This is a genomic window from Sphingobacterium sp. UBA6320 (genome assembly GCF_002440335.1).
Lineage (GTDB): Bacteria > Bacteroidota > Bacteroidia > Sphingobacteriales > Sphingobacteriaceae > Sphingobacterium.
The window spans coordinates 1-21,623 of the sequence record NZ_DJTA01000031.1 but is presented as its reverse complement, the minus strand read 5'-3'; the positions used below and the strand labels follow the sequence as shown (position 1 = coordinate 21,623).

Annotated in this window: 20 protein-coding genes and 1 tRNA gene; 3 read left to right on the top strand and 18 right to left on the bottom strand. The window is 33.6% G+C overall.

The window, feature by feature from the left end; all coding sequences use genetic code 11:
* Positions 1-52 precede the first annotated feature (52 nt).
* From B3P23_RS20035 to fucP, 7 genes are all read right to left on the bottom strand, one after another.
* Positions 53-844, bottom strand: a complete 792-nt coding sequence (locus B3P23_RS20035) for an SDR family oxidoreductase (RefSeq protein WP_045754582.1) — start codon at positions 842-844, stop codon at positions 53-55.
* A gap of 1 nt (position 845) precedes the next feature.
* The gene (locus B3P23_RS20030; protein WP_248753466.1) at positions 846-1,673 is read right to left on the bottom strand and encodes an amidohydrolase family protein; all 828 of its coding nucleotides are present in this window, start codon (positions 1,671-1,673) and stop codon (positions 846-848) included.
* Positions 1,674-1,683: 10 nt separating this feature from the next.
* Positions 1,684-2,541 carry a fumarylacetoacetate hydrolase family protein gene (locus B3P23_RS20025; protein WP_260949248.1) on the bottom strand — a complete coding sequence of 286 codons (858 nt, stop codon included), beginning with the start codon at positions 2,539-2,541 and terminating at the stop codon, positions 1,684-1,686.
* 56 nt (positions 2,542-2,597) lie between these two features.
* Complete coding sequence (locus B3P23_RS20020; protein WP_094773660.1) at positions 2,598-3,362, bottom strand: SDR family NAD(P)-dependent oxidoreductase; 765 nt, start codon at positions 3,360-3,362, stop codon at positions 2,598-2,600.
* Between the two features lie 131 nt (positions 3,363-3,493).
* Positions 3,494-5,158: a UxaA family hydrolase gene (locus B3P23_RS20015; RefSeq protein WP_293929013.1), complete on the bottom strand. Its 1,665-nt coding sequence runs from the start codon at positions 5,156-5,158 to the stop codon at positions 3,494-3,496.
* A 1-nt stretch (position 5,159) separates the two neighbouring features.
* A complete protein-coding gene (locus B3P23_RS20010; RefSeq protein WP_248753462.1) occupies positions 5,160-5,513 on the bottom strand; it encodes an L-rhamnose mutarotase in 354 nt (117 codons plus the stop codon).
* Positions 5,506-6,768, bottom strand: a complete 1,263-nt coding sequence (gene fucP / locus B3P23_RS20005; RefSeq protein ID WP_045754587.1) for an L-fucose:H+ symporter permease — start codon at positions 6,766-6,768, stop codon at positions 5,506-5,508. Before fucP ends, B3P23_RS20010 begins: the two co-directional genes overlap by 8 nt.
* A 141-nt stretch (positions 6,769-6,909) precedes the next feature.
* Between fucP and B3P23_RS20000 the strand changes: the two genes are divergently transcribed.
* Positions 6,910-7,782 carry an AraC family transcriptional regulator gene (locus tag B3P23_RS20000; RefSeq protein WP_045754588.1) on the top strand — a complete coding sequence of 291 codons (873 nt, stop codon included), beginning with the start codon at positions 6,910-6,912 and terminating at the stop codon, positions 7,780-7,782.
* On the opposite strand, the gene B3P23_RS19995 is transcribed toward B3P23_RS20000, so the two are convergent.
* The 8 genes from B3P23_RS19995 to B3P23_RS19960 form a co-directional block, all read right to left on the bottom strand.
* Positions 7,779-8,747 carry an NAD(P)H-quinone oxidoreductase gene (locus tag B3P23_RS19995; RefSeq protein ID WP_293929010.1) on the bottom strand — a complete coding sequence of 323 codons (969 nt, stop codon included), beginning with the start codon at positions 8,745-8,747 and terminating at the stop codon, positions 7,779-7,781. The two genes, B3P23_RS20000 and B3P23_RS19995, sit on opposite strands and share 4 nt — an antisense overlap.
* Complete coding sequence (locus B3P23_RS19990) at positions 8,747-11,500, bottom strand: TonB-dependent receptor (protein ID WP_293929008.1); 2,754 nt, start codon at positions 11,498-11,500, stop codon at positions 8,747-8,749. The genes B3P23_RS19995 and B3P23_RS19990 overlap by 1 nt, the downstream gene beginning before the upstream one ends.
* A 139-nt stretch (positions 11,501-11,639) precedes the next feature.
* Positions 11,640-12,167 carry a ferritin gene (locus B3P23_RS19985; RefSeq protein WP_045754590.1) on the bottom strand — a complete coding sequence of 176 codons (528 nt, stop codon included), beginning with the start codon at positions 12,165-12,167 and terminating at the stop codon, positions 11,640-11,642.
* Between the two features lie 180 nt (positions 12,168-12,347).
* A complete protein-coding gene (locus B3P23_RS19980) occupies positions 12,348-12,722 on the bottom strand; it encodes a DUF6686 family protein (RefSeq protein ID WP_045754591.1) in 375 nt (124 codons plus the stop codon).
* Between the two features lie 191 nt (positions 12,723-12,913).
* Positions 12,914-13,258: a ribosome hibernation-promoting factor, HPF/YfiA family gene (hpf, locus tag B3P23_RS19975; protein ID WP_045754592.1), complete on the bottom strand. Its 345-nt coding sequence runs from the start codon at positions 13,256-13,258 to the stop codon at positions 12,914-12,916.
* A 14-nt stretch (positions 13,259-13,272) separates the two neighbouring features.
* The gene (locus B3P23_RS19970) at positions 13,273-14,151 is read right to left on the bottom strand and encodes a tyrosine-type recombinase/integrase (protein ID WP_045754593.1); all 879 of its coding nucleotides are present in this window, start codon (positions 14,149-14,151) and stop codon (positions 13,273-13,275) included.
* A 92-nt stretch (positions 14,152-14,243) separates the two neighbouring features.
* Positions 14,244-14,438 carry a 30S ribosomal protein S21 gene (gene rpsU / locus B3P23_RS19965; RefSeq protein ID WP_021190399.1) on the bottom strand — a complete coding sequence of 65 codons (195 nt, stop codon included), beginning with the start codon at positions 14,436-14,438 and terminating at the stop codon, positions 14,244-14,246.
* Between the two features lie 88 nt (positions 14,439-14,526).
* A complete protein-coding gene (locus tag B3P23_RS19960) occupies positions 14,527-15,165 on the bottom strand; it encodes an HAD family hydrolase (protein ID WP_248753458.1) in 639 nt (212 codons plus the stop codon).
* Positions 15,166-15,252: 87 nt separating this feature from the next.
* On the opposite strand from B3P23_RS19960, the gene B3P23_RS19955 reads away from it, so the two are divergent.
* Positions 15,253-15,326, top strand: a tRNA-Ile gene (locus B3P23_RS19955).
* A 538-nt stretch (positions 15,327-15,864) separates the two neighbouring features.
* On the opposite strand, the gene B3P23_RS19950 is transcribed toward B3P23_RS19955, so the two are convergent.
* Positions 15,865-16,053, bottom strand: a complete 189-nt coding sequence (locus B3P23_RS19950) for a CsbD family protein (RefSeq protein WP_031289203.1) — start codon at positions 16,051-16,053, stop codon at positions 15,865-15,867.
* 396 nt (positions 16,054-16,449) lie between these two features.
* Between B3P23_RS19950 and B3P23_RS19945 the strand changes: the two genes are divergently transcribed.
* The gene (locus B3P23_RS19945; RefSeq protein WP_248753457.1) at positions 16,450-18,666 is read left to right on the top strand and encodes a glycosyltransferase family 4 protein; all 2,217 of its coding nucleotides are present in this window, start codon (positions 16,450-16,452) and stop codon (positions 18,664-18,666) included.
* Here B3P23_RS19945 and B3P23_RS19940 read toward each other — a convergent pair.
* Entirely contained in the window at positions 18,644-20,122 is a 1,479-nt protein-coding gene (locus B3P23_RS19940; RefSeq protein WP_045753952.1) for a glycoside hydrolase family 130 protein, read from the bottom strand. The two genes, B3P23_RS19945 and B3P23_RS19940, sit on opposite strands and share 23 nt — an antisense overlap.
* Before the next feature lie 993 nt (positions 20,123-21,115).
* On the bottom strand, positions 21,116-21,623 hold a 508-nt coding region (locus tag B3P23_RS19935), incomplete at its 5' end, for a hypothetical protein (protein ID WP_293928997.1).

The following is a 21,623-nucleotide window of genomic DNA, read 5'->3' as shown; positions in this document are numbered from 1 at the left end:
ACAATAGAAAAGGGCTTTTAATAATTATTAAAAGCCCTTTTCTATTATTTTCTTATTTTTCGGCTATAATTGATCGATCAAGATGAACATAACCACCATCTACATGTATCAATTGCCCTGTCGTATGACTTGATTTATCAGACAAAAGAAATAATGCAGTATGTGCAATTTCTTCTGCGGTAGTCATTCTGTGCTCCAAAGGTATACGATCAGTAATTTTCTTTAAAGTCTCTACAGGATTGTCTAAAGTTTGTATCCATGTATCATATTGTGGTGTAGCACATTCTGCAACCACTACGGCATTGACACGAATTTGATATGGAAGCAGTTCGACTGCCCATTCTCGCGTTAATGCATTCCGACCTCCATTAGAAGCGGCATATGCAGATGTATTTCCTTGACCTGTCTCAGCAGTCTTTGAAGTAATATTGACAATACTTCCTTTAGATACGATCAAAGCATCCAAAGCATGATGAGCCATTAAATAATAATGAATAAGATTTTTATGTAAAGAGGAAACAAATTTCTCGTAATTTCCAGATGCCAAACCTACCCCATCATTCACACCTGCATTATTGACCAAGCCATCAATGCGGCCAAAACGGTTAAGTGTTTCTGCAACTGCAATTTCACAATCTTTTGGATCAGAGAGTTCAGCTTGCACCGCATATGCCTGCTGACCAAGAGCCTCTACTTCTTGTTTAACCAGATTATTATCCACTTGTCGACGGCCAACAATCACAGGGATAGCACCTTCTTGAGCTAGACCCAAAACAATTGCCTTACCAATCCCCTTTGCTCCTCCTGTAACTATGATAACTTTATCTTTTAGATTTAGATTCATATTATAAATTATAAATTGTAAATGCGTTCATTCCCCAAAACGCTTCTTTTTCAACTGTAGTAAATGCTTCTAATTTAGATTCCACAATGGCAACACTTTCTTCATAAGAAGCAGCTAATAAGCATACCGGCCAATCTGAACCAAACATAATACGATGCTTACCAAAAGTATCAAATACATGACCTAAATATTGGCTAAAGTCATCCAAACGCCAACTCGACCAATCGGCCTCAGTCGCCAAACCTGAAACTTTGCAACTCACATTTGAAAAAGCAGCTAACTCTTCAATGAATAATGCCCACTCTTCAAATTCGCGTGATTTTATTGGAGGTTTAGCGATATGATCCAAAATAAATACTTGATCTGGATTACTTTGAACACATCTTAAAGCAGCATCATAATGACGAGGTCTGATTAATAGATCATAAGTATAACCATACTTTGATAAAAATTCAATGCCTTTAAGAAAATGATCCCGTATTAGAAAGTCGGGATCCTCTTCTCCTTCCACAACGTGTCTAAAACCCTTAATAAGTGATTCATCTTTATATTGATGCAATCGCTCATCAATATTACCCGCACGTAAGTCCACCCAACCAATCACACCTTTAATAAATGGATATTGTTTTGCTTGTTGTACTAAAAACTTAGTTTCTTGATCGGATTGATCTGCTTGTACAGCAATACAACCGTCAAATTCATTTTTTTCTAAAATAAATTTTAGATCTAATGGAAGAAAATCCTTTTTTAAAACCTGCATTTTATTCGTAATCCAACTATGACGACTGGGGTCATATTGCCAAAAATGTTGATGAGCATCTATACGCATAAAAATGAGATTAATGACGAGAATAAGCGATGACTTCTTGGCGCGATTCCCCTAACCCATCAGCCCCCAATTCAATGATGTCACCAGCCTTTAGATATATAGGAGGATTAAAGCCTAGGCCAACACCTGCTGGTGTCCCAGTAGAAATTACGTCTCCTGGTAATAATGTCATAAATTGAGATACATAACTCACAATAAATGGAACAGAAAAAATTAAATTTTTTGTACTGCCATTTTGATACATCTGACCGTTAACTTTCAACCAGATATTGACATTATTAATATCCTTAATTTCATCTTTAGTAGCCAAATATGGTCCCATAGGTGCAAATGTATCACAACCTTTTCCTTTGTCCCATGTCCCACCCCGCTCTAATTGATATTCACGTTCCGAAACATCGTTGTGAAGCACATAACCTGCTATATAATCTAGACCATCAGATTCATCTACATACGAAGCTTTTTTACCTATCACAATACCAAACTCTACTTCCCAATCAGTTTTTACAGAACCCCGTGGTATCATCACCTGATCGTAAGGACCTGATAAAGAAGTAGTCGATTTCATAAAGATGATAGGTTCTGCAGGTATTGCTGCACCAGTCTCTTCTGCATGATCTTTATAATTTAATCCAATACAAACGATTTTTGAAGGTCTTGCAAAGGGAGCTCCAATTCTTTCTGTATCAGCTACAGGAATTAATTTACCTGAATTTGCTTTTACAAATTCCTCTAAAGCAGCTAAACCGTCATTTTCAAAAAATGACTCGTTATAATCACCACCAAAAGCCGAGGTATCGTAATTTATACCATCGATTTGCACACCTATCTTCTCTTTCCCTTGCTCTCCAAAACGTATTAATTTCATATCTTTAAACTTTTATTATAAACCCTGACTTCAAAAGCCTCTCCATTATTTTAATCTTAATTATTCAATTTAATAAAACCACCATCAATGGGATAATCATTTCCAGTGATAAAGCCGGCATCATCGCTACATAAAAACAAAGCCAACTTTGCAATTTCTTCTGGTTGTGCCATCCGGCCTATCGGTTGGCTCTTTGATAATTTTTCAAAAATTTCAGCTTCCTGCCCTGGATAATTTTTACTAATGAACCCATCTACAAATGGTGTATGCACACGGGCAGGAGAAATACTATTGCAACGAATTCCATCAGCCATATAATCACGTGCAACAGAAAGTGACATGGCAAAAATGGCACCCTTGCTCATTGAATAAGCAAAACGATCGCTAATACCTACCCAAGCAGCAATCGATGCTAAATTCAAAATAGCTCCCCCCCCATTTTCTTTCATCTTTGGAACAACTGCATAGAGCACATTATAAGCACCTTTAACATTTACATTAAATACTCTTTCAAAATCTGCTGTTGTACAATTTTCTAATTTTCCTACATGTGCTATGCCTGCGTTATTGACTAAGATATCAATTTTACCTATGCTATCTACTATGGCTAAAACGTCTTCTTGAATACTTACATTACAACTATGGACAAATCCTTGTCCTCCACCAGATAATATCTCAGCAACAACTTCTTGTGCTCCTTCCACATTTAGATCCAAGATATGAACGGTAGCACCTTCTGCAGCAAAGAGCAAACTTATGGCACGTCCAATTCCACTTCCACCACCAGTTATTATAGCGACCTTATTTTTTAATTTTGACATATTGTTGTGTTTATCATAATAATTTTCAATCAGGAAAAAATTGCTGCTCGAAAATATAACTTTTCAAATGGTATTTTTTTAAATTTCAAATTGCATTTTAAGTATAAGGCAATCTGACCGCTCATCCTATTCTATAAAGACACCCCCCTCCTCCAAGGAATAAAATCATCCTGACCAAGGAGAACTGCTTTAGGAACTACCTCACCACTCGCTACTTGAATCACATAATTTAAAATACGATGAGCAGCCTCTTCAATGGACTCTTCTCCTTCTATAATTGTTCCGCAATTCAGATCTATGATGTCAGACATTTTCTCAAATGTTTTAGTATTTGTGGATAATTTTACCACTGGAGCAATGGGGTTTCCGGTTGGGGTACCCAATCCTGTCGTAAACAAAACAATATTAGCGCCGGCAGCGACTTCTGCCGTAGTACTCTCAACATCATTGCCCGGAGTGCATAAAAGATTTAAACCTGGTTTATTGGCCAATTCGGGATAATCAATTACTGCTATTACAGGAGATGTTCCACCTTTCTTTGCTGCCCCAGCAGATTTTATAGCATCGGTAATAAGTCCATCTCGTATATTTCCGGGAGAAGGATTCATATAAAAACCAGATCCATCTGCTTCTGCTTTTGCATTATATACGCGCATCAACTGCATAAATTTGTCCGCAGTAGCTTCATCTATACAACGATCACTAAGCTCTTGCTCTACACCACAGAGCTCAGGAAATTCCGCTAAAATAACAGACCCGCCCAATGTCACCAACATATCAGAAAGATAACCTAAAGCTGGATTAGCAGATATACCAGAAAAACCATCTGATCCCCCACACTCTAATCCAATACATAATTTATCCAAAGAAGCAGGCTTACGTGAATATTTATTCGCTTCCATCATTCCTGCAAAAGTTGATTTAACAGCTTTTTGCATTAACTCCTTTTCAGTACCTTCTTTTTGTTGTTCAAAAATATACAAAGGCTTGTCGAACTTTGGATCTCTTTTTGCGATTTCAGCTTGCAAAATCGAAGCTTGAGCATGTTGACAGCCTAAGCTCAGAATAGTAGCTCCAGCTACGTTTGGATGCGTCACATAACCCGCTAGCAGTCCACATAGTGCATCTGAATCCATTCTTGTACCACCACATCCCATTTCATGATTTAAAAATTTAATACCATCTACATTTGCAAATAGTCTTTGATCGCTAGTTTGATCAACCGAAGCGCTCAAATCTTGAGCGATAATTTGCGATACATCAGCACCCGACTGATACAAGCGTATCAACTCGTCCACCTCCGCACTATAATCATTAGCTTTAATTTTATATCCGAGCTTTTCTTCAAAAGCGCTTTTTAAAGTCAAAACATTTCTATTTTCACAAAAAACCAATGGAATCACTACCCAATAATTAGCAGTACCAACAGCTCCATTAGAACGATGAAAACCATTGAAAGTCCGATCTTTAAAAACACTAACATCTGGTTTATTCCAAGAAGTGTTTCTTTTACTTAATTTAAAATCATCTGCAGCATGTCTTAAATTCAACGTTGATATTAATGATCCTGTTTTTAAATCACAATTTACCTTTCCTACCAATACCCCATACATATAGATATCATCATCCTTAAACAATGGATGAATGGTAAACTTATGTTTAGCAGCAACATGCTCCAATAATGCGAAACTTTTATTATCCCATTCAATCACTGTGCCTTGAGGCAAATCTTGTAAAGCCACCAACACATTATCACTTGGATGAATCTGCAAATACGTTTTCTTATCCTTTATCATCTTATTTTTTCAATTCGAATATCTTATTCATTAATACCCATTTTTCATTTTCTTTTCCACCTGGAATAGCACTTTGATATTTCCACATTAATTGCTCCCATTCCTGCACCTTGGGATTATTCGTATCCATATGTGCTTTTTTCTCAAAAGAAAAAGAGTCATCTACCTCCATAATCATAAATAATCGATTCTCAAATCTAAAGATTTGCATTTTTGTGACTCCAGCCTCTAATATCGATCGTTCAATTTCCGGCCATACGGCACGGTGATAGTTTTCATATTCCATTATAAGCTTTGGATCATTGACTAAATCCAAAGCAAACGTATACTGTTTGATATTACTAATATTATTCATGAGTAGAATTTACAATTTGATTATTTGATTTTCTATTTGCTAATGCAAATAACAATACCACGACAAAACAGATTAAAGGCACCCAGTATCCAAGCTGGAGATCTCCGGTTTTATCTGAAATTAACCCCAATATGGGAGGTAGCGCTGCTCCGCCTACAATTGACATAATGATTAGACTCGACGCAGACTTTGTATCTGCTCCAATACCTTCAACACCTACTGCAAATATAGTTGGAAACATAATTGACATAAAAAAAGCAACCGCAATTAAAGCATACACTGTCACTTCACCAGAACCATATATCACAATGAATGACAATAAAATACAAATTACAGAGTATATCATCAATAATGTCAATGGCTTAATATATTTCATAAAAAATGTACCGACAAATCGACCTAACATAAATGCCAAACCAGCAAAACTCGCATATTTTGAAGCATTTAATGGAGATATGCCGGCCACATCTGTGGCATACAATACCATAAAACTTAATACACAAACTTGAGCACCAACATAAAAAAATTGACCAACCACAGCCCATCTTACATTCAGATGTCTGAACGCATGAAAAAAGCCTGACTTTTGCTCTCCTTCGTCATCTTTTATATCAGGAAGTTTTGTAAAAAAAAGAATAGCCGCTACAATCAATATAATTAAACCTAAAATCAAATAAGGCCCTTTAACTGTTGCAGTCTCTGCTTGAATATAAGCAATTTTAACCTGTTCAGTCATAGCAGCTATCTCCGTATCGGATTTAGGTTGTTCTGCTAAAATAAATTTACCACCAAGAATTGGAGCAATAAATGCCGCCAAACCGTTAAAAGATTGAGCAAAATTTAAACGTTGAGTTGCCTTACTAGGATCCCCTAATACTGTTACATATGGATTTGCGGCAGTTTCTAAGATTGTTAAGCCACAAGCAACTATAAATAAAGCCCCTAAAAAGAAAACATAACTAATCTGATTAGCCGCTGGTATAAAAAGAAAACAACCTACGGCAAAAAGTATCAAGCCGATTAAAATCCCTGATTTATAACCATATTTCTTCATGATTATACCAGCAGGGATAGCCAGTAAAAAATATGCAATAAAAACTGCCGAATCTACTAAAGAAGCCTGTAAATGCGTTAAACTAAAAGCATTGCGCAGATGTGGAATTAAAATAGGGTCTAGATTATGAACAAATCCCCAAAAAAAGAATAAGGACGTTACAAGAACAATTGCTAGTTTATTACTTTTACTGATCGACATATAGAATATAATTTATCATTGGTTTATGTAAAATAAAGAATAAATAATGGAACAAAATTTAAGTATTTTACCCAATTAATAAACTATATTATCATTCATCATGCCGATAAATCAAAAAAATGTGCATATATTTATTAATAAATGAAGCCTCAGCTATTAAAAGTCAATAACAGCAATGTACAATCTTTCAGCGTAAGAAATGATATCGTACCACAGAATCATAATCTGTGGCACTATCATGAAGAATTGGAATTAATACATTTTGAGAAAGGAGCTGGTACACAATTTATTGGTGACAGTGTTAACAATTTTTCAAGTGGAGATATTGTTTTGGTTGGTCCCAATTTACCACATTATTGGCTATTTGATAGTCATTATTTGGATGGTCCAAATCCCGAACCAGCAGATATTAGAGTAGCACATTTTAAAGAAAATTTCTTAGGCGAGCAATTTTTTAATCTACCTGAAAATCATAAAATTAAGAACTTATTCAAAAAATCCAAAAGAGGAATTCAATTAAATAAATCAATATTAAAATCAGCACAATCACTTATAGAAAAACTTTTAAAAAGTCAAAATTCAACTAAAATAATAGCATTAATAGAAGTTTTAACTTTAATTTCAGAGTCAGAAGAATATCATTTATTATCCAGTGAAAACTACCCTATTGATAGACAAGATCTTGATTTTGGAAGAATGAACGTAATTATGGAATACATTACGCAACACTATAGAACACACATTCGACTTGAAGATATTGCTTCCATGACCGGTATGACAACCAATTCTTTTTGTCGTTATTTTAAAGCCAAATCTGGAAAGACCCTATTTCAGTATCTTATTGAGATGCGTATTGGATATGCTTGCCGATTATTGGCCGAGCGGACACTGAATGTCAAACAGATTTGCTTTGAAAGCGGATTTCAAAACTTTGTAAGTTTCCATAAGTACTTTAAAGATGCAACTGGCTTTACCCCTTTGCAATATCAAAGAGAGATTTCGAGAAACTATTAAAAAACAAAAACTAACTTCCCCGTAAAATCTCCAGAATCCAATATCGTGTGAGCTGTTTGTGCATTTTCAAGTTCAAATACTCTGTATATATTGGTTTTAAATAACCCTAGTTGTAACAATGGAAAAACATGATCAATAATTTCATTACGCACCTCCTTCTTAAACGCAATACTTCTACTTCTTAAGAGACTGCCAGATATATAAATACGTTTTTGCATCAATTTAAAAAGATTCAATTCTACTTTTGCACCTTGCATCGCATTGATATAAATTAAGTGACCATCCTCCTTCAATATTTCTATATTTTTAGCAAAGTAATCACCACCGATACTATCTAGCACAACATCAATTTGATTTTTACCAATGATTTCCTCAAAATCTTCTTTTTTATAGTTAATCGCAACATCTGCACCTATTCGTTTACAGTATGATGCTTTAGCATCTGATCCTACCGTAACAAATACTTTTGCTCCAGACAATTTTGCCAACTGTATTGCCATAGATCCAATACCACCGCTTCCTCCATGCACTAAAAAATTATCACCAGATTTCAAAGTGCCTCTCTTAAATACATTGTGGTAAACTGTAAATAAGGTTTCGGGCAAAGCAGCTGCCTCCGCATAACTAAACCCTTTAGGTATAGGTAGACATTGCCCCTGATCAACAGAGACATATTCAGCATAGCCACCTCCAGATAAAAGCGCACAAACCTGATCTCCAATCTTCCATTCACGTACCAAATCTCCTATTCCCACAATTTCTCCAGCTACTTCTAAGCCTGGAATATCAGCAGGAGCACCATCAGGAGCTCTATAATTTCCCTTCCTTTGAAAAACGTCTGGCCGATTCACTCCCGCCGCCTTCACTTCGATTAAAACCTCGTACCCAGTACACGTTGGCTTATCGACCTCTTGCACCTCTAAAACCTCAGGCCCACCAAATTTTGTTATAACAACTGCTTTCATTATGATTTTTTAGGGTATTTTTGTAAACGGAAATTTAGAGAAACCATAAAATAACGTGACAATCTTTCATTTTGGACATCCAAAATATCATTCCCTATTACATCTCTCGTAATTCCTGAATTTTGATTTAGTAAATCAAAACCCTGAATTCGAAGCATAGCTAAGTTGTTGCGCATAAACGTATACTCAAAGTAAGCATTAATAATTGTCGGATTAATATTTGTCCAAGACGAAGATGAATATCCTGCATTTAATCTTTGAGATACTTCTACACCAAAAGAACTATGTTCACTTACATAGCACTTAGAACCTAAACCTAGAACACCAGTATGTGCTATGATTTGATCATTAAAAGGCAGTTTATATGAAGCCTTATTTAAAGAGTAATTACCATTGAGTTCTGCTTCAAATAAATCATTAAACATATAGCGGAATTGAAGGGATTGCGAATATAAGAAATGCCCGCCATCATTGCGCCTATCATTGATATAAGTCACATTATTATAATAATCTGCATTACCATTCAGACTCATTTGTATATTATCATTAAACAGAGCCGCAGTAAATAGATAGTAGGCCTTCACATCGTAATAACCAGAAGTATTTAAAAAAGTAGTCTTTTGTACTGTAGAATTCAGAACGGTAGTCCGGTTAGAAACAATTTTATCAGATACAAAATTATATGCAAGACTACCCTCAAAATACTGTCCCTTGGTAACAATCGATTTACGATATTTTGCTAAAATACGATTGGCAAATTCAGCTCTTAAATCGGGATTTCCTTCAATGATATTTTGAGAATTTGTATTATCTACTATCGGTTGGATCTGATAGAAATTGGGTTGATTGTTTTTTCCCAAATAATCAATAGATAGGTCAGTATTTTCATTAAATTTCCACTTGATGCCTGCTGCAGGTATTAAGTTTACATTACTATATGATGTTTTAATAGATTTATCACGTGAATATCCTGTCAGCTCAGTAGGTTGCACAGCAAATCCAATATTATATTTAAATTTAGAGAAAATATCTTGTTGATATTTCATTCCAACCCTATTGGATGAAAATGCATAATCATAGCTTAAACTAAGCGAATCAATACGAAATAATTCATTTTGTTCATTACTCCGTTCATGAACCAAACGCCTTGCATCAATTGCGGTATAATTAAAATCATAATTTAATTCCAATACTCCCCCTTTATCCACAGGTTCTATGATCGATAGTGAACTTTTTATATCTTGATTTTGATTATTACTCTTAACAAATTGATTTAAAAAAGTATTCTTCGTATTTATCTCATTAAATGTACTATCGATAATTGTATTTTTATCAACGATGTTTTCATTTTTTTCAAGAGAATTATAACCCAGATGCAAGTTATATACTACCTTTCTACCTGGTTTCTTAAAGACTTTAGCATACAAGATATCTATTTCTGCATTAGGACTTGTACTATTATTTTCAGAGGCATATTCACCTTTGTTCGTAATCAATCTATTTTTAATATGGCGATCACGGATTTCATCACCTTTCGATTTATTCCAAGAAAATGTTGGGGATATTTTTAACATATCCGATTCAGATAGTTTAATATCAAACCCCCAGTTCATATGGTGAGTATTGTCGACAGTCTTAGTGACGTAATCTTCCAGATTACTGATGGTATTATAACCATAAACCGATTGTAGATAGGAATTTCCTTTAGTAGTATTTTTCGTATTTGTAAAGCTATAACGTCCAAAAGCCGAAATTTTATCACTTAGATTACTTGAAAAGCTAGTTCCCAAAGATCCAACATTATTAAATCCATCGGTAGGATCTGCAAAGTCGGCCAATTCACCCATAACCCGATCACGAGAACCACCACCATTTGGAGATCCAAAAGAAAATAAATTAGTATTAGTATTATTAATAGAACCGACAAAAGATAATTCTTGTCCATCATTAAATTTATTAATACCCGCACTAGCAAGATAGCGTTCCTGGTTGCCCAATCCTCCTGTTACCTGCCCAAAAGTGATTTTCTTTTTATCGTCTTTTAAAATAATATTTAAAATCTTCTCTGAATTTGCGCTTTTTGTTCCTTTTGCATTAGCCTCATCTCCATAAAAGTCAATTACTTGAATATTTTTGATAAAATCTGCAGGAAGATTTCGGGTAGCAGTCAGTACATCACCACCAAAAAACTTCTTACCATCTACTTGTACAGAAGTAATCGGTTTTCCAAAAGCATATACAGAACCATCTCTTGAAACTTGAAAATTTGGAATTTGCTTTAACGCATCTTCTAATAACGTTCGCCGATCAAATTGGAATGCTGCCATATTAAATTGTACAGTATCCTCTTTAAAGGTGATAGGCTTATATTTCTTAATAACAATCTCTTTTAAAACAGAGGTTTGAGGTTTTAGTATGATCGTCTCCGCGACTACCCGATCAGTCGTATTGTATTGAGGATAAGATCGATCTACGATCTGCAGTCCAAGTGAACTATAGTTCAACCGGATATTACTACCCTTCACTTGGAAAAACTTATAGAATCCTGTTTTAGAAGTGATTGCCACAATAGTATCCAGCGAAGTTGTCAATCGAACATTTACACCTGCAAGCGGCTGACCCTCACTGTCCACAACAAAGCCATACACTTCCTTTTTTTGCATTTGAGCCTCAACCCTATTTACAACAAAAAAAAGAATGATAAATAAAATGATCTTATGATTACTACCTGATATTTCGAATTTATCCGACATCAAAACAACTTATTCTATTAGTATGTTAATATACACAATATTTCGCACAACCATAACGAGCAATATTGAATTATTGTATAAAAAAAGGTGGTTTATTATAAATAAACCACCTTTTTTTATTTTTACTAGAATATATTAATTATTCACCTGAAAAAGTAACCTTGAGTAAGTGTTTGTCAATTTCCCAACGACCAGTACCCTCTTCACCTATTACATCAAACAATTCTAAAATTCTTCTTGCAACAAACTCTTCTTCAACTTGTTCCGATAAGAACCACTGTAAAAAGTTGAAAGTAACATAATCCTTTGCTTTCATACATCTATCAGCGATGTTATTAAATTGCTCAGTTACAAACATCTCTTGCTCTAATGCAGATTCAAAAATTCCTCGAAAAGAATCAAAATCAGAAGGTATACCTGTCACTTCAGGAGATATTGCACGTCCGCCTCTATTGTTGATATAATTAAATATTTTCAACATATGCTCTCTTTCCTCATTGGATTGCTTAGCAAAAAATTCAGCAGCATTTTCCAAACCTTGGTCGTCACACCATGATGACATTGCTAAATATAAGGAGGAAGAGTGTGCTTCAACTTTAATTTGAGCATTTAATATATTTTCAATTTCCTCTGTTAAAGAAGATTTTAGTTTTAATAAATCTTTCATATCTGTAAGTTTTAATTCCAATATTAAAGATCAAGTTTGATAATACCTGACCTACTTGAACAATACAAATATACGGCTGGAAACTGATTTTTGTATAAAAATAATACAATACAAATTAAGTCTAAATTAGCGGTAAAAAACTTAAATAGTTTAGAATCAGTATAATTATAAGTAAGGTTTTTATGCCAATACGGAGACTAAGGAACTTCGTAAACAAGCCTTAATGACACTATTTAATTCAATCATAAACTTAGCACCATCCAACAGTTCTCTTAAATTTAAAATATCTTGGACAGCCAGTAGAAAGCATCGTTCTGTACGATAAGGCATCACCAAAGTAAAATCCGAAGACCTTGCAGTATCAATTAACATTTTTTCAATATCAATTTGATCAATAAATTTTTTAAATTTTAAAAAATCAGAAACAGAAAATGAAGTAGTCGAACCAGCAAATTCCATCCAATAACAATTTTTACGACTACATTGATATATCGCTCCAGTTTCAGTTTTAAAAACCTCTTCTACATGTGCTAATGGACAGATTGTATCGATCATTTCCTTATTTATTATGATGAGACAAAAATAGCCATTATTTATAATCAATCCAAGTAACTGATGAATTATTTTTAATAATTATAAATAGCAATTACTGTGAGCAGGTAGTAGCATACCAAATTTTTAAAACAATCTAAACACAAAAAGGACTAACCTCGTCGATTAGTCCTTTCTCTTTAATATTTACTTCATTAATACTCTTCTTCCTCAGTAGTCAAAATTTCTTTATGATTACTTGCTTGTGTCTTTGTTTTGGTCTTATGTTTATTAATTTGTCTTCTTAAGGATTCTACTGCAATATCAGTTGCTTCTTCAAAACTTTTAGCTTGTCCTTTCGCAAAAAGTTGACTTCCGGGTATATTTATTTTTATTTCCGATACCTTATTAGCTTCATCATCTACATTTTCTAAACGCAAATAACATTCTCCACCAATGATTGAGTCTAAAAACTGATTCAATTTACCTGTTTTTCTTTGGATAAACTCAATTAGCTTTTGATCAGCATTAAATTTAATTGATTGCACAGTAATGTTCATTTTTCCTCCTTTTTTTAAGCTTTTGGATGAGCTTGTTTATAAATAGACTTTAACCGCTCCACAGAATTATGCGTATATACTTGCGTTGCTGCAAGCCCAGCATGCCCGAGGAGCTCTTTTATTGCATTAAGATCAGCTCCATTGTTCAACAATGCAGTTGCAAAAGTATGCCTTAATATATGCGGACTTCTCTTCTTTTGTGAAGAAACCATCGATAGATATTTATGCACTATTCTATAGATCAATTTCTCGTATGCTGGTTTTCCCTCTTTAGTAACGATTAAGAAACTTGATTTATTATTTTCAATATACAAACTTTTAGCTTGCAAATAAAGTTGTAACTCCTTTATTAACGTTTCGTTGATCGGGACAAGCCTTTCTTTATTCCTTTTACCGAATATAAGGATATTTTTATTATAATAGTCGATATCTCGATCTTGAATTTGTAATAATTCAGTAAGTCGAATACCTGTCCCAAAAAGTAATTCAACCACCAATTTATCTCGCCTACTTTCAAAATCATGAACGTTCACTTCCATTTGATCTAATAAAAGCAGTAACTTATCTTTCTCAACAACGACAGGAAGCTTTTTAGGTGTCTTTAAAGCTTTCACCTGTATAGGACTGCCTTTCACGATCCCCTCCCGCTGTAAAAATTTGTAGTAAGTACGTAAAGAAGAAATACTTCGATTGACAGTAGTAGCCGATTTTTTCGCTTCTGCCATCAATGAAAAGTAGTGGCGCATATCACGATGATTAACCTGCTCAAAAATCAAATCTTCATTTTCGAGAAAGGTTAAAAATAAATTGACCTCATGGATATAAGCAATTAAGGTATGCTTTGAATACCGTCTTTCAAATTGCAAATATCGCTCAAACTCCTTCAAATACATACTTCATTCTATTTGTATCCAATTTAGCAAAATAAAGCGCATAAAAAAAGGGAAAAGTAAACTTTCCCCTTTTTTATATCTTCTAAGAAACCTTAGATTGAAACCTCTTGGTTTAATCCTTGTTTGTAAATCGCTTTCTTAACTTGAATACGACGAGTTACAGATCTCTTCTCGTAAGCTTGGCGTGAACGTAGTTCTCTTAAAACTCCAGTTTTCTCGAATTTCTTTTTAAAACGTTTTAATGCTCTATCTAAAGATTCTCCTTCTTTTACATTTACGATAATCATGCTCTGTATATACCTCCTTTCGTAGCCTTTTAATTTTAAAGTGTTGCAAAGGTACAACTATGATTGGTAATTTCAAATATATATTTTACTATTTTTCTAATAATCCCTCTCTATAAACTAGCGCTTGCAAAGTATCTGGTTTTGTCAACAAATAAGTTTGTATCCCCAATCCTTGAGCCGTTTTTAAATGTTGTGGACTATCATCAATAAATACCGTTTCATCTGGGTTTAATTCGTGTTTCGATAATACGTATTCAAAAATATCGGCATTGGGCTTACGCATACCCATTAAGTGTGAATAATAATCCTTTTCAAAAAATTTGGTATTATTCTCCAGACCAAACTTACTTTTCAGATGGTTCATAATCCAATTATAATGGATCTCATTATTATTACTCAGCAAAAATAACCTATATTTATTTTTCAATGCTAACAGTAAATCATGATTTCCATCAGGTACACCCAACAACATGGCATTCCAAGCTGAATCAATTTGATGATCTGTCAATGAAAAAATACCTGATATAGTGCGAATCCCTTCTCTAAAGTCCTGAGATGAAATTTTCCCCTGTTCAAATTCATCAAAAAGTTTTGTTTGCGAACGATGTCCATAATAGTCACGTACATTTTTGATACCCAACTCACTAAAGGCTGCTTCCATCTTCAAAAAATCGATCATAAAGATCACATCACCATAATCCAGGATAATATTTTTAATTTTTTTCATCTTTTTATTTTGAAATATCAATACAAATATCAATATTTGCATCGTCAAAACGCGCTAAACGTTGCATTTTGACAAAAAAAATTAACCGCTCCTATAGCTCAGTTGGTTAGAGTAGAAGACTCATAATCTTTTGGTCACTGGTTCGAGCCCAGTTGGGAGCACTGCTTAATTGCTTAATAAAGCCTCACTTCTAGTGAGGCTTTTCTGTTTTCAATAATTTCGAATATTAAAAATTTCATACAGCTTTAGCAATTTAAATGTCGATAGCCAATTTTTGAAAAAACAGTTATTACAGTCATCTAAAAAATCAATGAAAATTGTACCTCTCATCGCAGCAACAGAATCAGAAAACATGTAAGGAGTATAACAAAAAAAAGTCGAGTTAGGAAAACTCGACTTTTTCATCTACCTATGAAAAACATGCCCTTTTGGGATGGGCTATACGAAGATAAAAGTTTTTTTTCACAAATGAGGGAAAATTTTAATAGTCAAATGTAACTTATTGAATATTAAGCTATTTTTTTTAAAAGATCTTGTAGATAATTTATTTAACACGCTCAATTACATGCGATTATTCATGGTTAAACATGTAATTTGTTGTTAAAACACTGATTTTGTATTAAAAATAGATCACATAAAATAGGCTGTATATATACTACACAGCCTATTTTATATGTCAAAAAATTATTTTTCTTTTTACTATTTCAATTTGTCCAACCAATCTTCAACTTCTTCCTTAGTCTTACCAGTTTTCTTTTGAAGCTTACCTAATAACTCATCTTCTTTTCCTTCAGCATACAATAAATCATCGTCTGTTAGATCCGCATACTGCTGTTTAACTTTTCCTTTTAGTTCGTTCCAACGACCTTTCCATGTTAATTCGCTCATAATAAAATCTCCTTTTTTAAATTAAGTACTATCTAAATAACATACAAACGATGAAATTGTTTTCAGGTAATATAAAATAATTCAGTTCACAAACTATAATTAACGATTTACAATGATATTGCTAATGTTAAATTAAAAGCAGTATCTTGAACCAATTCAAAAACTTTCACCCTATCTAATTGTTTACTAATCGGATCAAAGACAATCATCATTTTGTTAGTCACAATTTTCACTATTCAAAATAAATTTAAAAAAAATAAGCATTAGTATTATACAAAAAATAAGCATTAGTATAATACACGCTTCCATTGATCATAGAACTTATCACAGAAAATAGTATCCTTAAGATCATCATACAAGACAATTTAATTTCACAATAAAATTTACAAAATAAACATGAAAATAGCTTACATTAGTACTTATTTGCCGAAACAATGTGGAATAGCAACTTTTACAAATGATTTAATACAATCCATAGACCACCAAGATTCAGCGATCACGCAGCACGTTATCGCACTTTCCGATCAACCATACTCCTATCCAGAGGAAGTCGTATTCCAAATTAATACTCATCAGCAATTAGATTATATTCAAGCTGCTCATTTCATAAATGAAAACAAATACGACTGCGTGGTATTGGAGCATGAATATGGCATATTCGGAGGAAATAGTGGCGTTTATATTCTCTCATTAATAAATCAGCTTCACATGCCCTTATTAGTGAATTTACACACCATACTAGAAAAACCAAATATCGACGAAAGAGCAATTCTGATAGAAATTGCCAAACGAGCATCTATCATTGTCGTGATGAGTTCATATGCGATAGATTTACTTCAGAAAATCTATCATGTACATGAAAACAAAATTAGATTGATACCCCATGGAGTCCCAGCTTTCGATTACAAACAAGATATAGCAAAAGAGCAACTTCAATTAGCTAACAAAAAAATTATCCTAACATTCGGCTTTATAGCCCGTAATAAAGGAATTGAAACCGTTATCCAAGCACTTCCTAAAGTAGTTCAAGAATACCCTGAGACGATCTACCTTATAGTAGGCAAAACACATCCTAATGTCCTGTTGGAATCTGGCGAAGAATATCGAGAATATCTCATCGAACTCATAAAAGAAAAAGGGCTAGAGCAGCATGTCCTTTTTGTTAATGATTTTGTTAGTACTGAGGCATTGACAACTTACTTGACAGCCTGTGATATTTACATCACACCTTATATTAATGAGGCCCAAATAACAAGTGGTACACTTTCATTCGCGGTGGGAGCTGGAGCTGCAGTATTATCCACACCTTACTGGCATGCTAAAGATTTATTGGCTGATGGAAGAGGTATTTTATTTGATTTTAAAAATTATAAAGAATTAAAAAATATTCTCATTGATCTATTTGACAATCCAAAAAAACTTGAAGATCTTAGAATTAAAGCTCGCCATCATGGCGAAAAGACGACTTGGAATAAATTAGGGCATTCCTATACCAAATTATTCCAAAATCTATTTTTAGCACCTTTGAGTCCCGATACCAAAACAAAAATAGATCGCCTGGAAAGTTTTCCAAAATTTAGATGGGATCATCTAGATCGATTGACAAACCATGTCGGCATTATTCAACACGCTACCTTTGCAACTCCAAATTACAGAGAAGGGTATTGTTTAGATGATAATGCTAGAGCACTTCTCGTAAGTTTAATGCAACATGATGCATTTGGAGAGAAAGCAACAAAGAAAAGAATTTCGACTTATCTAAGTTATATTTATTATGCGCAAAGAGAAGATGGTCTCTTTCATAATTTCATGAATTTTCAAAATGAGTTTTTAGAAGAGACTGGATCGGAAGACTCCTTTGGTCGAGCTATTTGGGCATTAGGTTATCTTTTCAATACAGCACCATACAATGATTTTTATCAATTAGGTTCACTCATTTTTTTTAAAGCAGTACCGCATTTTGAAAATTTAAAATCAATTCGTGCAATTGCCTATACGATGATGGGTATATCTGAATATCTAAAACAACAACCCAATGATGAACGGATCACCGAGCTACTTCGTAAATTAGCGTTCAAATTAGTACATGAATATGAAGCCAGCGCTGATGAAGACTGGAAATGGTTTGAACCTGTACTTGCCTATGACAATGCTATTATACCTTTAGCTATACTCATGTCTAATAAATTTTTAAACGATGATAAACTGAAAGAAATCGGATTTACGACTTTTTACTTTTTGGAAAATATCATTATGCAAAACGGATTTTTATCCATCATCGGAAATCAAAAATGGGCTAAACAAAATCAAAATATGAGTAAATTTGGTCAACAACCTATTGATGTCACAGCCACTGTACTCCTATTCAGAGAGGTTTTTGAAATCACCAAAAACGACGAATATTTTGAAAAAATGATTCGTTCTTTCGAATGGTTCTTAGGTGAAAATGACCTTAAGCTCCCTCTTTACGATCATCATACGAAAGGTTGTTGCGATGGGCTAGAGACCTATGGTATTAATCGAAATCAAGGAGCTGAAAGTACATTATGTTATTTTATATCCTATATAACTATTTATAAAGAATTAAAGATTAAACTTCAGGTTGAAGAATAGCTTGAATTAAATCGTTCAAGTTGATCGTTGCATAAGTCGATGCATAATCAGACATAGCGTAGGGCATGATCAATTGATCATTATGAACGATTGCACCACAAGAATACACTACATTAGGCACATAACCCTCCCGCTCCATATCATTAGGTGTTAAAATTGGGAGACTTAAGCGGCCTATTTCAATATGTGGGTTCTCTAAATCTAATAAAGAAGCACCGATCACATATTCACGCATAGGACCAACTGCGTGAGTAATGATCAACCATCCAGCTGTGGTTTCAATCGGGGAACCACAGTTTCCTATCTGTATAAATTCATATGGACTCGAAGGCTCTTGAACCAAATGAATTGCTTCATTCCATATATTGATATAATCGGAATAAGCGATATAATTATTTTCACCATCTATACGACATAGCATCGCATATTTACCCTTGATTTTTCTTGGGAAAATAGCCGCACCTTTATTAGCAATTTCACCGTGAATAGGCTTCACCGTAAAATGATAAAAATCCTTTGTCGTCAATAATTTCGGTAAAATACTAAATCCATCGTATGCAGTATAGGTAGCATAATAAATAACTTCTCCTTTTGGTGTTATAAATCGAACAAAGCGGGCGTCTTCAATACCCCTTTTCTCCGTATCAGAAATTGGAAAGATAACCCTTTCCGATATAGCCGTATCCAAGGAGAATGTCATCTCATAGTGTGATGAAGCCAACCATATAGCCTGCTTCAAGATCCCATCATTATCTGCTGTATACTCAATTCCTGCTCTTATCTCCTCGACATAACGTTTCAGTTCTTCATAAGTAAAAGTTTCAGTTAAATTTTGGGTGAGCTTCTCCATAGCCAACGCTCCATTAGGATGTAACTCCATAAGCTTTGATATAAAACTACTCTTATTGTACCGGTGATTCTTGATATTAATAGGCTTATCCAATAGCGTTCCCATCACATCCAGATGAATGTTATTTTCAACATCTATATATCCAGATCGAAAAACAATAGATGATACATGACCCTCACCTGTAGCTCTAAAACTAATAATGACTCGTTTCTCACCTTTAAAAAGCTCACTCTGATCCGGATGCTCAACAATAGAAGGATTAAATAGTGCAGCCGATTCAATTGAATATTCCATCGTAAAATATGAGCCGATTAATAATTTTGCGGTCATTGATATTTTATCCGTTGGCGTATCTAATCGCTCTAATAAATGACGTACGCGATCAAAATTCCGCTCAAAAACTTTAACAATACTGCGATGTCTTTGCGAATAACTACGCAATACTTGTCCAAAAACTTCCTTTTGTTTTTCATCGGACAATTGCAATACACGATGGATAACTTTAACCGACCGCTCATCACCTAATGAAAAAAAACGGGCGAGAACACGTTTCGTATCAGGTCTAAAATAAATATCTTTCCGATTAACTTGAACGGGTTTATACATAAACTATTGAATATAAATATGACTAATCAATTTCTTCTTTAAAACGCATCAATGACCACATTGTTATAAAATTTCAGCATATTTTAAACAATCCGTTTTCTGAAACTAATTTTAGTTGCACCTCTTAATAGAACAATAGTTACCAAGTGATATATGGCAAATAATTCAAACATATGTTCATAACCATTTTGATATACATCATCAATTCATATTAATGCATGATAAAAATAACAAAATTTGCCATTTTTTTTGATAACAAAATTAATACAACAAACTTATTGCAAAGGAAATTGAATAAATTGATCTTGATTATTTATCCATACATAGATCATCATGTACATACTTAGATCACCTTTTAATCCGCTGATCATAATTATTTTTCAAACATAAAAGGGTGATCTTTCCGTATTCAAAAATAACTCAGCAGAACAATTATATACAAAAACAACCCAATAGTAGCAGTCCATATTAGATCAAGCACATAAATTACACCAGATAAAGTTTACTTATAACACCACTTACTATCACTTATTTATCTTGATCACTTAAAGATTTTCGACTCCACTAATTTTTGGTATTTAAGAAAAGTACATAGCACTGTATATGTAAAGAAAAAAAGCATTTTGGTGATCCGATAAAATTAAATAACTTAGAATTATTAGATCAAAAAGAAATCAGTATTCCTATTGGCTCAATTCACCATACAGCTATCTATATTAGTAAAAGAAAATAAAACAGAGGTTGAATAAAATTACATTAAACAAATAAATCAACTATGCAAAATAAAAATAGACAATGGATCAAAAATGTAGGAATAGGTGCTTTCCTTTTTTTCCTAATTAAAGGACTCATCTGGTTGGCAGTATTTTTTTTCGCAGCAAAATCGTGTAATTTTAATCTATAAACCTGTATGCAACACTTCAACTTTGACAGTGATTAAATCCATATTCACAAATCAAAAAGATAGATATAAGTAGTAAAGAAATACAACTATTAATTTTCAAAACGTTTATTCATATACTTATCTAATAAAGCACGAAGTTCAATACTCAGATCTGGATGTATATGAAAATAACCCGATGGCTTTCCAATAACACGATAACTATTCAGTTTTTCTTTCACTCTCCTGCTTCTGATATTGGATAAATTGCGATCAACAGCTGGATTCAGTATCACATAATTTTCATCAAAATCAAATATATATACCTGATCAACCCTAATGTATAAAGCAAGGTTAATATGTAAAAAATGACATTCTTCTAATACAGCTTCAGGTTTTTCATCACCAAACAAAAAAGGTATATCCAATCCCGAATCAAGTAAACAATAGTCAAAACCTTCACCGTAAACATAAATTACAATATTTAAATTGACATTTCCGATAGGTTCAACCTCCTGCTCTTCAGTAAATTTCATTAGTTCTTCTACCCTCTTGATGAGTTCTTCATTAGGATCTACTGCTTGCCTGATATTTTGCCGATTATTATTATTATTATTATTA